Raw genomic sequence first — 14,638 nt, forward strand, 5'->3', positions numbered from 1 at the left:
ACTGAAGACCTGTAGGAGCAGGGCTTGCCCGCGAAGCTTTTGGCGCCTTCAAGGGCCCCTTCGCGGGCAAGCCACGCTCCTACAGGTTCGTGTCATGCCCTGAGGCGGCGTTTACCGGAAGGCCGCAGGAGCCCCTCACACACCTAGGGTTTGCGATAGGAATTGACGATCGCCGAGAAATCCAACCCCCCTTCCCCACGCAAACTCATCGTCTGGTAAAGCTGCTGCGCCACCGCGCCCAGCACCACTGGCTGATGCGCCTGACGCGCCGCTTCCGTCGCCAGCCCCAGATCCTTCAACATCAACTCGGCCCCGAAACCACCGGTATACCCCCGCGATGCCGGCGCCGTATCGACGATCCCCGGCCAGGGGTTATAGGTCTCCGAACTCCAGCAACGTCCGGTGGAACTGTTGATCACCCCGGCCAGCACCTGGGTGTCGATCCCCAGCGCCGCGCCGAGGGCCATGGCTTCACTGACCCCGACCATGGAAATGCCCAGCAGCAGGTTGTTGCAGATCTTGGCGATCTGCCCGGTGCCCACTTCGCCGCAATGGACGATATTGCGGCCCATCTGCGCCAGCACCGGTTGCAGGGTGGTGAACAGCTCCTGGGAAGCCCCGACCATAAAGGTCAGGGTCCCGGCCGCCGCACCGCCGGTCCCACCGGACACCGGCGCATCGCCCATCGCCACGCCCTGCCTGGCCGCTGCCGCCGCAACATCCTTGGCGGTCTGCGGATCGATGGTGCTGCAATCCACCGCCGGCACGCCCCGACCGATACCGGCCAGCACACCGTCCTCACCCAACCAGACGCTACGCACATGGGCCGCCGCCGGCAGCATGGTGATCACCAGCTCACTGCCCTGGGCCGCGGCTTTCGGCGATGCGCTGATGGTCCCGCCAAGGGCTGCCAACTCTTCCAGCACAGTCTTGTTCAAGTCGAACAGATTCAGGCTGTGCCCGGCCTTGATCAGGTTGCGCGCCATCGGCGCGCCCATATTGCCCAAGCCGATAAATGCAATCTTCATGACAGATTCCTCGCTCAGCGCAGATTGATGGTGGTGTTCACACCATGGTTGACACTGTCATCGTCGAACCAGCGACTGGTGACCGTCTTGGTCTGAGTGTAGAACTGCACCACCTGCTTGCCGTACGGACCGAGGTCACCGAGCTTGGAACCGCGCGAACCGGTGAAGCTGAAGAAGGGTACCGGCACCGGAATCGGGATATTGATGCCGACCTGGCCGACGTCGATTTCGCTCTGGAACTTGCGCGCCGAGGCGCCGCTCTGGGTAAACAGGCCAGTGCCATTGCCGAACGGGTTGGCGTTGACCAGGGCGATCGCCTCGTCAAGGGTGTCGACTTCCAGCACCACCAGCACCGGGCCGAAGATTTCCTGGGTGTAGATCTGCATATCGGTGGTCACCCCGGAGAACAGGGTCGGGCCGACAAAGTTACCCTGCTCGAAGCCCGGCACCTGGATATCGCGACCGTCCAGCTCCAGCTTGGCGCCTTCCTTGATACCGCTTTCGATCAGGCTCAGCACACGCTCTTTCGCGCGCTTGGAAATCAGCGGACCGACATCGGTGCCCGCCTCGCTGCCGGCATTGACCTTGAGTTTCAGCGCCAGGGCCTTGAGGTCCGGCAACCATTGTTTCGCCGCGCCCACCAGCACCACCACCGAAGTCGCCATGCAGCGCTGGCCAGCCGCGCCGAAACCGGCACCGACCAGGGCATTGAGGGTTTGTTCACGGTTGGCATCGGGCAGCACCACCGCATGGTTCTTCGCGCCCATCATCGACTGCACGCGCTTGCCGTGGCGGCCGGCGAGGTCGTAGACATGGGTGCCGACGGCAGTCGAACCGACGAAGGAAACAGCCTTGATGTCCTTGTGGGTGCACAGCGCATCCACCACTTCCTTGCCGCCATGCACCACGTTGAGCACGCCTGGCGGTACACCGGCTTCCAACGCCAGTTCCACCAGCAGCAGCGTCGACAGCGGGTCCTGCTCGGACGGTTTGAGGACGAAGGTGTTGCCGCAGGCAATCGCCATCGGGAACATCCACAGCGGAATCATCGCCGGGAAGTTGAAAGGGGTAATCCCGGCGCAGACACCGATGGGCTGGCGCAGGGTGTAGGTGTCGACACCGCCGGCGACGTTCTCGGCGAACTCACCCATCTGCAGGGTGCCGATGGAGCAAGCGTGTTCCACCACTTCCAGGCCACGGAAGATATCGCCTTCGGCGTCGGCAATGGTCTTGCCCTGCTCGGCGCTGAGGACCACGGCGATGCGCTTGGAGTGTTCGCGGATCAGCGCCTGCAGCTTGAGCATGATGCGCATGCGCGCGCCGATGGGGGTCAGCTTCCAGGTCTGGAAGGCGCGGTGCGCGGCGTCGATGGCGGCGTTGACTTCAGCGGCGGTGGCGAACGGGACTTTGGCCAGTACTTCCTGGGTCGCCGGATTGACGATGTCGTGCCATTCACTGGTCTGGGATTCGACCCACTCACCATTGATCAGCAGCTTGGCGGTCTTGAGAGTGGTGTCGGGCTTGAGAGAAACGTTCATTGAAGTCTCCTGAATTATTGTGGGGCCGAATCCGAGGCGGGCGAGGCAGCGCCCGAGCATGGTGACTGGACTGTTTTTGGAGTATAGATGTGCGTTCTTCTAATAAGAATGCACATAAAAACCGGACCAACATGCAAAAAAACATCACGTCTTTGGGTTCATTGAACTGGGACGACCTGAAGTTTTTCCTCGAGGTCGCCCGTACCCGCAAGGCCAGCAGCGCGGCCAAGCGCCTGGCGGTGGACTACACCACGGTGTCGCGCCGCATCAGCTCACTGGAGGGTGCGCTAGGCACCTTGCTCTTCGAAAAATCCCGGACCAACGGTTTTGTGCTGACCGCTGAAGGCCAGCGTTTGCTGGGCTATGCGGAGTCCATCGAAAGCACCTTGCACATGGCTTGCGAGCAGGTCTCGGGGTCTGGCGTGGCGCTGTCGGGGCATGTGCGGATGGGCTGCACGGAGGGGTTCGGCAGCTTTTTCATCACCCCGCAGTTGAGTCATTTCGTCGATGCGTACCCGGCGATTTCCGTCGATATCCTACCGTTGCCGCACTTCATCAGTTTGTCCAAGCGCGAGGCGGATATCGTTATCGCGCTGGAACGGCCGGAGCATGGGCCGTATGTGTGCTGCAAGTTGTGTGATTACCGCTTGCAGCTGTATGCGACCCAGGAATATCTGGACCAGCATCCGCCGATCCGTCGTGCCAGTGATTTGGGGCGGCATCGGTTTGTCAGCTATGTGGATGATCTGGCGTTCAGCAATGAGCTGCTGTACCTGGCCAATGCCCTGCCGAATGCCACGGCCAACTTGCGCAGCACCAGCGTGATTGCGCAGTTCGTCGCGGCGCAGCAGGGCCGCGCGCTGGCAATCCTGCCGTGTTTCCTCGCGGCCCAGGACCCGAGGCTGCTGCCGGTGCTGGCGGATGAAGTGAATATCACCCGGCAGTTCTGGATGTACTGCCGGGAAGATCTGCGCAAGTTGAAGCGCATTACCTTGTTGTGGGATTACATTCGGGATGTGACGGAGCGCAATCAGGCGCTGTTGATGGGGGAAACGCGGAGCATGGTTTTCCACGATTGAGGCTGGGCGTGATCTCTTGTGGGAGCTGGCTTGCCAGCGATGGCGTCATTGCGGGCGACTCAAGCCTCCAGGGCCCCATCGCAGGCAAGCGCAATTCGGCACTGCGGAAGAAGTCTTCACTCAGCTCGGGGATTTCGCTGGTGTCGATATCCTGGTCGTTCAGCTTGGCCAGGTGCTCCCAGTCAGTTTTCGATGTTTTCGACATAGTATCTGGCCTCCTGTTTGGAAGATTTTCGGGCACACCAGATGCTCGGCAGGACCGGGCGCGGTCCCTTGTAGGAGCAGGGCTTGCCCGCGAAGGGGCCCTCAAGATCGCTAAAAGCTTCGCGGGCAAGCCACGCTCCTACAGGTTTGTGTGGTGTTTTCAGATCCGCGTTTTTCGGATCAGGCCTGCAAGGCGCTTGGCTGACGATCCGTGAATCGCCCCTGCATTGCATCCAACGCATCGCAGCCATCCTGCAATAACAGATAGGCCGCTGAGGCGAAGTGTTGGAGATCGCGGTCGCAGGTATTGCCGATGCTCATGCAGGTCAGGCTGTGGCTCAGGTCGCGAGCCGCCTTCAGGCGCTGTATGGCAAATTCGTAGAGATTGCGCACCGGGACATCAATCTTGAGGTAGAGCACCGGGGCGTCAGTGAGGTTGCTTTGTAGCGGGCGGAAATTGGTCATGATTCAAATCCAAAGTATGTAGGCTGAATAGCGACCACCCTTTTGCGGCTAAACAAGTGAGGGTGGCAGCTGCACGCGGGTTAGCCGACCGGGACATACTTTGGGACAACCCGGCACACCCGAAGATGTCCCGCGCACAGCCGCCATAGCAAAACGCAAAGCGACAAAAAGCGCCCGCATTGTACTGGAGGCGCTTGTGCATCCAATAGCATGTATTTCGATCGGCTAAGACCGGTCACCGATTCGTCGATGACCACCGAACTATAGTCCAGTGAATCGCCGAATAGCTGCCGCTTTTACACCCTGAAATACGTGCCAGTACCGCTGCCAGCGATGGCATTTTCACTCTCTGCGACAGGGCATTCAGCGTTGAACACCTCGCTTCAGACACCCGCCAACTTCAACCGCCGCGCATGCTCGACAAACAACCGGATCGGCTCCGCGCCCTTGCCCACCAACCCGAACGACTGGTTGACGATATCGAGGTGATCCAGCGGATAGTCATCGCCGATCACCGTTCCCAAATGCGAGCTGTTACGGCCGACCATGCCATCGCACTGCCCGGCCTCGCGCACGAAGGTTTTGGCAAACAGCCGGCAACTGCGGTTGGTGCCATCGAACAGATTGCGCCCGCGATCCGTGATCCCGGGCTGCAAGATCCCGGACCAGGAGTAGTAACGCACGCCATTCACCAGTTCATCGCCCTGCCCGCCCCAGCTCTGCGGCAACCCTTGCGGGTATTGCAGATTGAACAGCGCAACCCCTTCGCTGGTCAGCGACTGGTGTGACGCCGGCAGGTCCATCGGCAGCCTCAGCCCGTAATGGCCCGTGTCCAGCCATCCCATCACCCGCGCCACCATACAAAGCGCCAGGCTGAGCAGACGAGCCGGCAGCCCCTCACGGGGATAGTGCTTGTCAAAATAGTCCGCCAGCTCCGAGCCATGATTGGGACCGGCGACCGAGGTCACCGAGGCCACCCACTCCGGCCGTTTCGCCGCCGCATAACGGGCGGTCAATGCGCCCTGGCTATGGCCGATCAGATTGACCTTGTCGGCCCCGGTGTCGCGGCGGATCTGCTCGATCCGCGCCAACAATTGCTCGCCACGCACCTCGCTGGAATGCAGCGGCGAGACCGCCACCGGAAATACCTGCGCGCCACCACGGCGCAAGGCCGGCACAATCCCGTACCAATAGGGAAAAAACACCAGCCGGACAAAACCGAGCATGCCCGGCACCAGCACCAGCGGATAACGTGTGGCAAGTTCTTGCGGCATCCCGTGAGCGTCCCTGAAGGTCAAAAGCCAAAGCCCGGCAGCACTGCGAAGGTCAAAGCATCGGCATTGAAGATGACAAATGCATTGTGGCGAGCCGGCCAGCCGGTATCACGCCACGCTTTCAGCCCTTCACCGTCTTCGGTGCCTTGCCCGCACGCATCTGTTCCAGCAACGGCGCGCACTGGTTCGGTACATCGCCGCTGGGCGCCACCAACGCCAGCAGCCCCGCCGCCGGCCCGGCAATCAAGCCCAGGGCCACCATGCCTGCGCCGCGCAACATCAACGGCACCGCCTGCACGCCGGCATCAGGCTTGATAAATTTGCCTCGCACATACAAAGGCGAGCGCAAGGACAACAAGCGGAAGCCCTTGGACTCAGGCGTGACCTTCAAGTCCAACTGCTCGCTGGCAAAGTTGGCCGTGCCATCGATATAGATGATCGCGTTCTCGGTATCGAAGACAAACAGCCGGGTGGTCGCCAGGCCGCTCTTGATCCCCAGGTCCGCAGCCGCGCAATTGATCTTCACTTCCTTGTCGCCAAAGATTTTCCCGACCACGTAGTTGCCCACGTTAAGCCCGGCGATCTCCATCAACCCACGGCTGATAGCGCCATCGTTGACCAGCATCTTCAGGTCGCCATTGGAGGTGCCGAGCAACTTCGCCACCGAGTTACCGGTGCCGGCGATATCCGCATCGCCATTGAGTTCACCGAAGCTGGTCTGCATCGGCTCGAAGGTGGGGAACAGTTGCTTGAGCTTGAAGTTGCGCGCCGTCAGCTTGGCCCGGCCCTGCATCGGCGTGGTGCGGCCGTTGAGGCGGATCTGTGCGTCGAGCTTGCCACCGGCCACGCCGAAACGCAGGGGCTCCAGGCTGAGCTCGCCGTCGGTGAGCACCAGGTGGGTATAGAGGTCGGTAAACGGTAATTCGCTGCTATGGACGATGCGCTTGCCGGTGAATTCCACGTCGGCGTCCATGTCGCGCCAGCGCTCGGTGCGGAACTCTTCCACCGGCAGCACCCTGTCCGCCGGCTGTTTGCTTTCACCGCCACGGGCCTTCTGTTTGGCGTTGGAGTCGGCGCCGATCAACGGCGCCAGGTCGGTCATCAGCAGTTGATTGGAGACCAGGGTGCCACTGAGTTTGGGCCGCGGCTGGCTCGCCAGATAAGTGAGGTCGCCGTGGATATCGCTGGTGCCGATCTTGCCGTTGAATTTCTCGTAGGTGAACGCGGCCCCGGCGGGATCCCGTAGTTTGGCGATCAGATGACCGTCGGTCTCATACGCCGGCGAATCCGGCAGGGTGACGCCGGTCAACGGGTAGAGGTTGCCCAGGCTGGTGCCCGACAGCGTCAGGCGCAGGTCGAGGGCGCCGAGATTGCGTGGGTCGGTCAGGGTCCCGGCGACGGCGATACGGGTGTCAGCGATCTTCACGTCAGCCTGGACCGGGAACGGTTTGGCCGCGTCCTGCAAGGCCAGCAAGCCGCCGATCTTGCCGCTGCCGGCGAGGTTCTGGCCGTGGTACTGGCCTTTGACCTTCAGCGCAAAGGCATAGTCCTGGGGCGCAGCGCCCTTCTCCAGAGCTTTTTTCGCAGCCTTGTCACCGACGATATCGCCGAACGGAATCGACTTGCCCAACGGATCGATCACCAGATCCAAGTGAGCATTCAGGCTCTGGTCGTCGAGGGTGACATGACCCTTGTCGAAACCAATGGCACCGATATCCACCACCCAACTGGACGGTTCGGCATTCGGGTCCGAGGGATCGAACTGGAAACTCCAACTGGCGCGACCATCGGCCAGGCGTTCGAGGCTGGCATTGGGCTCGGTCAGGTCGATACGTGGGATCACCACCTGCTGCGCCAGCAGCGGCAACGGCGAGAGACGCAGTTCGACGCGCTTGAGGGTGACCATCTGCGGGCTCTTCGACCAGTCGGGATTGCCCAGGGTCAGGTCCTCGGCGATCAGATGCGGCCAAGGCACCCAGGCCCGCCAGCCGCCCTCGTCGGCTTCACGCTGCCAGCGCAGGTCCAGATTGCCATTGATGGCGAAGGGACGATGGAGGATGGCCGAGACCTTGGCATTGATCGGCGGTTTGACCCGGTTCCAATCGAACAAGGCGATGACGGCGACCAGCACGGCCAGCAGTAGGACAAGGCTGGCGCCGGTCCAGGCAAGAATCTTTCGAGTGCGCGTCATTGCACGGCGCTCCTAGAACGACTGAGCGTCCAAAAATCGACGCATTATGCCTGTACGACCCACAAACGCCCGACAAGGTTTAACGCCAAAAACCATTAATCGACCCGGGCTGGGAACCAACGGTCCTGACCCATCCGCCAGCTTTTCGTTCACTGCATGCCCCCATGTGGCGCGGCAGTGAGTCGAAAATACCCATTGCGGGGCAAAGGTAACGCGCTGTAAGCCTTGATCTAGAGGGGTTTGGGTAGAACCATCAATTCCGTTGATTATTAACATTGTGCTTATGAACTTTTATATCGATTTTGCAAGAGTAGCATTAGCTCCGTACCCACTTTATCGCCCTCCTACGGAGCAACCGATCATGAAACGCCAATTAATCCTCAGCCTCACCCTTGCCGTCCTGGCTGCCAATGCCCACGCGTTGCCAGCCCGTGAACAAGCTGCACCACAGGCTCAAGCCAGCCATGCGACTGTTAGCCAAGTGCTGAATACCTTGGCTGCCGACGGTTCCAGCAAGACCGCTATCGGCGAACGGAATGGCGACACTGTCAGCGAGAACGGCTCTGACCACACTCCTCTGGGCCAAGCCCTGGCTGCCGACGGTTCCAGCAAGACCGCTATCGGCGAGCGGAATGGCGACACTGTCAGCGAGAACGGCTCTGACCACACCCCTCTGGGCCAAGCCCTGGCCGCCGACGGCTCCAGCAAGACCGCTATCGGCGAACGGAATGGCGACACTGTCAGCGAGAACGGCTCTGACCACACTCCTCTGGGCCAAGCCCTGGCCGAGAACGGCTCCAGCAAGACCTCCATTGGTGAGAACGACAAATTCGCCGAAGGTGGCCGTGCTCGCCTGGAAGAGAAAGGCCTGGTCCAAGACGGCGGTGACCGTGTGATCGAACGCAACAGCAGCCTGAGTTAAGGCCTTGCTGGCCTGGAACAAAGCCCGGTCTCCTGGACCGGGCTTTGATATTTCAGGGCCCTGAATATTCGAAATCCCGCGATTGCCCCCCTGTCTTGGTTCGACGCCGGCAAAGCTGATTTGCTAGAGTGCGCCGCTCTCTTCATCCAGAAAATACCCTTGCGATGCTGCCCCGCGCCGAACAGAAACAACAGACTCGACACGCGCTCATGGACGCTGCCCGGCACCTGATGGAATCCGGCCGTGGCTTCGGCAGCCTGAGCCTGCGGGAAGTGGCGAAGACCGCCGGCATCGTGCCCACCGGTTTCTACCGACATTTCGACGATATGGACCAGCTCGGCCTGGCCCTGGTCCGCGAAGTCGGCCAGACCTTCCGCGAAACCATCCGGCTGGTGCGCCATAACGAGTTCGTCATGGGCGGCATCATCGATGCGTCGGTGCGGATTTTTCTCGATGTGGTGGCGGCCAATCGCTCGCAGTTCCTGTTTCTCGCCCGTGAGCAATACGGTGGTTCGCAGCCGGTGCGCCAGGCCATCGGGGCGTTGCGGGAAAATATCAGCACGGACCTGGCGACCGACCTGGGCCTGATGCCCAAGCTCGACCACCTGGACCCCGCCGGGTTGGCGGTCATGGCCGACCTGATCGTCAAGAGTGTGTTCGCCACCCTGCCGGATATCATCGACCCACCGTCCGATCCCTTGCCGGAACATCTGACGCCCCAGGCCAAGATCACCCAGCAACTGCGCTTCATCTTTATCGGATTGAAGCATTGGCAGGGTCTGGGCAGTACCGAGTAACCGGAACGGGTGCCCTGCACCCGGATCGCCGGCAAGCCGGCTCCTACAGTTCGACACGACGCAATCCTGGCGTTGAAACGCGGACCTGTGTGCCGGCTTGCCGGCGATGAGGCCCGCCAGGCACCACAAAAGCGCATCGACACCACTTGCGCACCATCTTGAAACATTCTGAAACATGACTACGCTCCCTTTTCAGGCATCCAGCGCTTTCTGACGGGACTTTCCTACGCGGCGAACGATTGGCAAGCCCCTTGCTCTAGCTCAACCATCGCTCATTGCCGGAAGCCTCCTGATGTTGGTGATTCATCGCAGAATCGAAGCGCAATCCACCTGGGCCGCCGAGCTGCACCTGAACTTCGAAGCCCGCAGCAAAAGTCGCCTGCGCTGTTTCAGTGCCGAGGGTGAGGACGTAGGACTATTCCTTGAACGTGGCCAGCCACCGCTGTACGACGGTGAATACCTGGAAGCCGAGGACGGCCGCATCGTGCGGGTCTGCGCACGCCCCGAACAACTGCTGCACGTCACCTGCCGCAATGCCTTCGAACTGACCCGCGCCGCCTATCACCTGGGCAACCGTCATGTCGCCCTGCAAGTCGGCGACGGCTGGCTCAGGCTGCTCGACGACTACGTGCTCAAGGCCATGCTCGAACAACTTGGCGCCCATACCGAAACCCTCGAAGCGCCGTTCCAGCCGGAACACGGTGCCTACGGCGGCGGCCATCACCACTCCCGCCACGGCGACGAAGACTTCAACTACCCGCCGCGCCTGCACCAGTTCGGTGTGCGCCCATGAACCCGGCCTGGGCGCTGTTGCGCCTGGCCAGCCCGCAATTGCCCATCGGCGGCTACAGCTATTCCCAAGGCCTGGAAATGGCCGTGGAACAGGCCCGGGTCAAGGACGCAGATGGCGCCCGGCGCTGGATCGCCGATCAATTGCTGCTCAACCTGGCCCGCTTCGAAGCGCCGCTGCTGCTCGCCCATTGCCAGACAGCGGCGGACGAAAACTGGGGCGAGTTGCAACAGCTCTGCGAAGAACACCGCGCCAGCCGTGAAACCCGCGAGCTGTATCAGGAAAGCCGGCAGATGGGTTATTCCCTGCAGCAGTTGCTCAGCGGCCTGCCGGAACTGGATGACACCGCCCGAACCTTCCTCGCACAGCAAAGCGAACCGCATCTGGCCCTGGGCTGGGCGCTGGCCGCCCGCGCCTGGCAGATCAGCCCCCAGGACGCCCTGGCCGCCTGGCTCTGGAGCTGGCTGGAAAACCAACTGGCCGTGCTGATGAAAACCCTGCCCCTGGGCCAGCAAGCCGCCCAGCGCCTGACCAGCGAGTTGCTGCCCCTGCTGCAACAGGCCCAGCAAGCCGCCACGGCCCAGGACCTTCAATCCATCGGCAGCGCCGCCTTCGGCCTGTCCCTGGCGTGCATGGCCCATGAGCGCCAGTACAGCCGCCTGTTTCGTTCCTAGGAGAACATGATGAACGCACAACCTCTGCGTGTCGGTATCGGCGGCCCGGTGGGCTCCGGCAAGACCGCCCTGACCCTGGCCCTGTGCCTGGCCCTGCGCGACCGCTACAACCTGGCGGTGGTCACCAACGATATCTACACCCGCGAAGACGCCGACTTCCTGGTGCGCAACGAAGCCCTGGCCCCGGAGCGGATCATCGGCGTGGAAACCGGTGGCTGCCCGCACACCGCGATTCGCGAGGATGCCTCGATCAACCTCGAAGCCGTCGACCAGTTGAACCGTCGCTTCCCGGGGTTGGACCTGATCCTGGTGGAGTCCGGCGGCGACAACCTCTCGGCGACCTTCAGCCCGGAACTCTCCGACCTGACGATCTACGTGATCGACGTCTCGGCCGGCGACAAGCTGCCGCGCAAGGGCGGGCCGGGGATCTGCAAGTCCGACCTGCTGGTGATCAACAAGATCGACCTGGCACCGCTGGTGGGCGCGTCCCTGGAGATGATGGACAGCGACACGCGGCGCATGCGCGGTGACAAGCCGTTTGTCTTCAGCAACCAGAAAACCGGACATGGCCTGGACGCCATCGTCGCCTTTATCGAACGCCAGGGCCTGCTGACAGCAGCCTGATGCCTGGCCAACCGCTACTTCAACAATACGGAGCCCGACCATGACCTTGAAAAAAATCCTCGGTACCCTCGCCCTGCTGCTTATGCCGGCCATCGCCTTTGCCCATCCCGGCCACGGCGACAGCGGCTGGATGGCGGGTGTCAGCCATCCGGTCAGCGGCATCGATCATTTGCTGGCGATGGTGGCCGTCGGTTTATGGGCGGCGCAGCAAAAAGGCAGCGCGCGCTGGGCGTTGCCCTGCACCTTTGTCGGAACCATGCTGCTCGGCGGGGTACTGGGTTTCGAAGGGCTGGCGCTGCCGGCACTGGAAAGCGGGATTGCCGCATCGGTATTGGCCCTGGGCCTGGCGGTGGCGCTGGCGGTACGGCCACCGTTGAGCCTGGCGCTGGCGGCGACGGCGCTGTTTGCCTTGTTCCATGGTGTGGCCCACGGTCTTGAACTGCCAGAGATGTCGAGCCCGTGGACCTATGCGGCCGGTTTTGTGGTCGCGACCGCGACTTTGCATGCACTGGGTTATGCCGTGGTGCGGGTGTTGCCGCAAGCCGCGGCACCGTTGGTGCGGGTGGCCGGTGTTGCGTCGGCGGCCACCGGGGTCTGGTTGCTCGCGGGCTGAGACTTTGTGGCGAGCGGGCTTGCCCGCTCACCACAAGGAACAGCATCGCCAGCGGCCGCCTGTTAACATGTCGCGCAACCGCCCTTGCCCTGACGACGCCAGCCGATGCCCGATGTTTCCAGCTCCGCCTCCACGCCTGAATTGAGTGCACTGTTCAACACCGTGCAAGACCACTTCCGCCAGGTCATCGTGCCGCTGTGGCAAGGCCCCGGCTGGAACGCCGAGATGGCGCTGCCCTACGAGGCGCTGGACGCCGACCATCGGCCGTTGCCCGCGCAACGCTATCGCGCCATGGCCTGCGCCCGTCAGTTGTATCTGTTTTCCAGCCTGATCGGCGACGCCGCTTTCCCCGCCGCCAGCGAACGCGCCAGCGCGCTGTTCCGTTCGTTGCAACGGCATTTCCACGATGCCGAGTACGGCGGCTGGTTCTACAGCGTCGACCCCCACGGCAAGCCGCTGGACACCAGCAAGGATCTCTACACCCACGCCTTTATTCTCTTCGCCTGCGCCCATTACTGGGCCAAGGTCCGCGAGCCGCTGGTGGAGTCGGTGCTCAACGCCGCCCTGGAAGTGATCGCCGTGCGTTTCGCCAATGGCGACGGCCTGTATGAAGCGAGTTTGGATCGTGACTGGTCGCCCCTGGGCAGCGGGCCGTTGCAGAACCCGTTGATGCACCTGGCCGAAGCTTTTCTGGCAACCCTGTCGGTACGTGAAGACGCCACCACCCAGGGCGCACTGCTGGCCCTGGCCACCGGCATGCAGCAACGCTTTATCGACCGCCACCACGGCGTGATGCTGGAGAAACCGCTGGGGGCTGTGGATAACTGGTTCGAACCGGGCCATCAGTTCGAATGGCTGTTCCTGCTGGAATCATCGCCCTTGCTGCGCGGCACCGCGCTGCATGGCTCGCTGGAGCGGGCGTTCGCCTTTGCCGAGCAATCGGGGGTCGATCCGCAAAGCGGCGCGGTCAGCGGCATGCTGGGCATCGACGGCAGCCTGCGCGACGGCACCCAACGGATCTGGGCCCAGGCCGAATACCTGCGGGCGCTGACGTTGCGTGTGGATAACTCGGCGCGCCTACAGCACCAGCTGGCGGCCTTGCAGCAGCACTTCCTGCACCCGGGCGGCTGGCACGAGTGCCTGGACGCCAAGGGCGAGGTCAGCCGGAAGGATATGCCGTCGACCACCCCTTATCACCTGGCGACCTGCCTGAGTGGCCTGGCCGAGTATTTCGGCTGAGCCAAGCACAAGCAGGTACTTGAAGACATTGCGGGAGCGGTGCTTGTCGGATCGCCACACCGCCGCGAAGCTTTTAGCGGCCTCAAGGGCCTCTTCGCGAGCAAGCTCTGCTCCCACAGGGGACAGTCCCTGGCCTTGGCTGCAAGGCATCAGGCCAAACCCGCTCGCCACAATAAGCTAACGTTCTCAGCCCTTGTTGCGCTCGATGGCAAACCCGCTCCAGGTCTGGCTCACCGGCATCAGCTCGAGGCTGTTGATATTGACGTGGGCCGGAGTGTTGAGCACCCAGAAGATCGTATCGGCGATGTCCTGCGGCTGGATCGGCTCGGCACCGGCATAGGTCGCGTCGTAACGCGCCTGGTCACCGGCAAAACGCACCAGCGAGAACTCGCTCTCGCACAGCCCCGGCTCGATATTGGTCACCCGCACACCCGTGCCCTGCAAATCGCAGCGCAGGTTCAGGGAGAACTGTTTGACGAACGCCTTGCTCGCGCCATAGACATGGCTGCCCGGGTACGGGTAGTTGCCGGCAATCGACCCCAGGTTGATGATCCCCGCCCCACGGCCATAGGCGATCAGGTGCGGCAGCAGCAGACGGGTGCTGTACATCAAGCCCTTGATGTTGGTATCGACCATGGTGTCCCAGTCGTCGAGGTCGCACTTGGGCGCCGGATCGACCCCCAGGGCCAGGCCCGCGTTATTGATCAGACCGCGCAGTTTGGCGAAGCTCGGCGGCAGGTTGGCAATGGCTTCTTCCATGGCCTTGCGGTCGCGCACATCCAGCACCAGGCCATGCACTTCGGTCTGCTTCGACAACTCGGCGCACAAGGCATTCAAGCGCTCCTCACGACGACCGGTGAGCACCAGCTTCCAGCCGGCCTCGGCAAAACGACGGGCACAGGCCTCGCCAAAACCGGAAGTCGCGCCCGTGATAAACAACGTGGATGTCATGGAGTTCTCCTTGCTCGGCCCGCGGGCCGCCAGATATGAATACGGTCGTTGCGCAGCATGCCTCAACGCCGGCCACTGAAGAAATGGAATCTTGAAAACAACGCAACTGTACAAAAAACACCCAATCACAGCAAAGCCACGCAAACCGTGGCCTGGCGCCTGCTGTGCGCACCTTATCCACAGCCCCGTCCACAGTATCCGGGGGCAACTCGAAAACCCGCCGATCCGCTGTACACAAGGCCTCCAGCG

The 14,638-nt window shown here is 62.3% G+C and carries 14 protein-coding genes and 1 pseudogene; 8 read left to right on the plus strand and 7 right to left on the minus strand.

The annotated features are described in order from the left end of the window. Positions 1-143 precede the first annotated feature (143 nt). The gene (mmsB, locus tag M5C56_RS08880) at positions 144-1,028 is read right to left on the minus strand and encodes a 3-hydroxyisobutyrate dehydrogenase (protein ID WP_103496136.1); all 885 of its coding nucleotides are present in this window, start codon (positions 1,026-1,028) and stop codon (positions 144-146) included. A 14-nt stretch (positions 1,029-1,042) separates the two neighbouring features. Beyond that, complete coding sequence (locus M5C56_RS08885; protein ID WP_103496135.1) at positions 1,043-2,566, minus strand: CoA-acylating methylmalonate-semialdehyde dehydrogenase; 1,524 nt, start codon at positions 2,564-2,566, stop codon at positions 1,043-1,045. A gap of 131 nt (positions 2,567-2,697) precedes the next feature. On the opposite strand from M5C56_RS08885, the gene M5C56_RS08890 reads away from it, so the two are divergent. Continuing rightward, positions 2,698-3,645 (plus strand): LysR family transcriptional regulator, encoded by a 948-nt coding sequence (locus M5C56_RS08890; RefSeq protein WP_103496134.1) that lies wholly within the window; start codon positions 2,698-2,700, stop codon positions 3,643-3,645. Positions 3,646-3,727: 82 nt separating this feature from the next. On the opposite strand, the pseudogene M5C56_RS08895 reads toward M5C56_RS08890, so the two are convergent. The 4 genes and pseudogenes from M5C56_RS08895 to M5C56_RS08910 form a co-directional block, all read right to left on the minus strand. Beyond that, positions 3,728-3,850, minus strand: a pseudogene (locus M5C56_RS08895) (3-oxoacyl-ACP synthase); the annotation flags it as partial. A gap of 179 nt (positions 3,851-4,029) precedes the next feature. Then, positions 4,030-4,314: a hypothetical protein gene (locus M5C56_RS08900; RefSeq protein ID WP_103496133.1), complete on the minus strand. Its 285-nt coding sequence runs from the start codon at positions 4,312-4,314 to the stop codon at positions 4,030-4,032. A gap of 383 nt (positions 4,315-4,697) precedes the next feature. Next, positions 4,698-5,588 carry a triacylglycerol lipase gene (locus M5C56_RS08905; RefSeq protein WP_103496132.1) on the minus strand — a complete coding sequence of 297 codons (891 nt, stop codon included), beginning with the start codon at positions 5,586-5,588 and terminating at the stop codon, positions 4,698-4,700. Positions 5,589-5,709: 121 nt separating this feature from the next. Then, the gene (locus tag M5C56_RS08910; protein ID WP_103496131.1) at positions 5,710-7,779 is read right to left on the minus strand and encodes an AsmA family protein; all 2,070 of its coding nucleotides are present in this window, start codon (positions 7,777-7,779) and stop codon (positions 5,710-5,712) included. Positions 7,780-8,140: 361 nt separating this feature from the next. Here M5C56_RS08910 and M5C56_RS08915 point away from each other — a divergent pair, with 361 nt between their 5' ends. The 7 genes from M5C56_RS08915 to M5C56_RS08945 all read left to right on the plus strand — a co-directional run bounded on the left by M5C56_RS08915 (position 8,141) and on the right by M5C56_RS08945 (position 13,438). Next, positions 8,141-8,701, plus strand: a complete 561-nt coding sequence (locus M5C56_RS08915) for a hypothetical protein (RefSeq protein ID WP_247263103.1) — start codon at positions 8,141-8,143, stop codon at positions 8,699-8,701. 164 nt (positions 8,702-8,865) lie between these two features. Continuing rightward, positions 8,866-9,498, plus strand: a complete 633-nt coding sequence (locus M5C56_RS08920) for a TetR family transcriptional regulator (protein WP_103495681.1) — start codon at positions 8,866-8,868, stop codon at positions 9,496-9,498. Positions 9,499-9,790: 292 nt separating this feature from the next. Next, positions 9,791-10,291, plus strand: coding sequence for an urease accessory protein UreE (gene ureE, locus M5C56_RS08925; RefSeq protein ID WP_100939670.1), 501 nt, complete (start codon positions 9,791-9,793; stop codon positions 10,289-10,291). Continuing rightward, positions 10,288-10,962 (plus strand): urease accessory UreF family protein, encoded by a 675-nt coding sequence (locus M5C56_RS08930; protein WP_103495680.1) that lies wholly within the window; start codon positions 10,288-10,290, stop codon positions 10,960-10,962. Before ureE ends, M5C56_RS08930 begins: the two co-directional genes overlap by 4 nt. A gap of 9 nt (positions 10,963-10,971) precedes the next feature. Next, positions 10,972-11,586, plus strand: a complete 615-nt coding sequence (gene ureG, locus M5C56_RS08935; protein WP_103495679.1) for an urease accessory protein UreG — start codon at positions 10,972-10,974, stop codon at positions 11,584-11,586. A 40-nt stretch (positions 11,587-11,626) separates the two neighbouring features. Next, on the plus strand, positions 11,627-12,199 hold the full coding sequence (locus M5C56_RS08940) for a HupE/UreJ family protein (protein WP_103495678.1): 573 nt from the start codon (positions 11,627-11,629) through the stop codon (positions 12,197-12,199). A 105-nt stretch (positions 12,200-12,304) separates the two neighbouring features. Next, on the plus strand, positions 12,305-13,438 hold the full coding sequence (locus M5C56_RS08945; RefSeq protein WP_103495677.1) for an AGE family epimerase/isomerase: 1,134 nt from the start codon (positions 12,305-12,307) through the stop codon (positions 13,436-13,438). A gap of 186 nt (positions 13,439-13,624) precedes the next feature. On the opposite strand, the gene M5C56_RS08950 is transcribed toward M5C56_RS08945, so the two are convergent. Then, the gene (locus M5C56_RS08950; protein WP_103495676.1) at positions 13,625-14,389 is read right to left on the minus strand and encodes an SDR family oxidoreductase; all 765 of its coding nucleotides are present in this window, start codon (positions 14,387-14,389) and stop codon (positions 13,625-13,627) included. Between the last annotated feature and the right edge of the window lie 249 nt (positions 14,390-14,638).

Source organism: Pseudomonas sp. MWU13-2862, from assembly GCF_023242495.1.
GTDB lineage: Bacteria > Pseudomonadota > Gammaproteobacteria > Pseudomonadales > Pseudomonadaceae > Aquipseudomonas > Aquipseudomonas gingeri_D.

Excerpts from the sequence above, each read along its gene's own strand:
- mmsB (WP_103496136.1), bottom strand. The coding sequence starts at position 1,028 with ATGAAGATTGCATTTATCGGCTTGGGCAATATGGGCGCGCCGATGGCG.
- M5C56_RS08885 (WP_103496135.1), bottom strand. The coding sequence starts at position 2,566 with ATGAACGTTTCTCTCAAGCCCGACACCACTCTCAAGACCGCCAAGCTG.
- M5C56_RS08890 (WP_103496134.1), top strand. The coding sequence starts at position 2,698 with ATGCAAAAAAACATCACGTCTTTGGGTTCATTGAACTGGGACGACCTG.
- M5C56_RS08900 (WP_103496133.1), bottom strand. The coding sequence starts at position 4,314 with ATGACCAATTTCCGCCCGCTACAAAGCAACCTCACTGACGCCCCGGTG.
- M5C56_RS08905 (WP_103496132.1), bottom strand. The coding sequence starts at position 5,588 with ATGCCGCAAGAACTTGCCACACGTTATCCGCTGGTGCTGGTGCCGGGC.
- M5C56_RS08910 (WP_103496131.1), bottom strand. The coding sequence starts at position 7,779 with ATGACGCGCACTCGAAAGATTCTTGCCTGGACCGGCGCCAGCCTTGTC.
- M5C56_RS08915 (WP_247263103.1), top strand. The coding sequence starts at position 8,141 with ATGAAACGCCAATTAATCCTCAGCCTCACCCTTGCCGTCCTGGCTGCC.
- M5C56_RS08920 (WP_103495681.1), top strand. The coding sequence starts at position 8,866 with ATGCTGCCCCGCGCCGAACAGAAACAACAGACTCGACACGCGCTCATG.
- ureE (WP_100939670.1), top strand. The coding sequence starts at position 9,791 with ATGTTGGTGATTCATCGCAGAATCGAAGCGCAATCCACCTGGGCCGCC.
- M5C56_RS08930 (WP_103495680.1), top strand. The coding sequence starts at position 10,288 with ATGAACCCGGCCTGGGCGCTGTTGCGCCTGGCCAGCCCGCAATTGCCC.
- ureG (WP_103495679.1), top strand. The coding sequence starts at position 10,972 with ATGAACGCACAACCTCTGCGTGTCGGTATCGGCGGCCCGGTGGGCTCC.
- M5C56_RS08940 (WP_103495678.1), top strand. The coding sequence starts at position 11,627 with ATGACCTTGAAAAAAATCCTCGGTACCCTCGCCCTGCTGCTTATGCCG.
- M5C56_RS08945 (WP_103495677.1), top strand. The coding sequence starts at position 12,305 with ATGCCCGATGTTTCCAGCTCCGCCTCCACGCCTGAATTGAGTGCACTG.
- M5C56_RS08950 (WP_103495676.1), bottom strand. The coding sequence starts at position 14,389 with ATGACATCCACGTTGTTTATCACGGGCGCGACTTCCGGTTTTGGCGAG.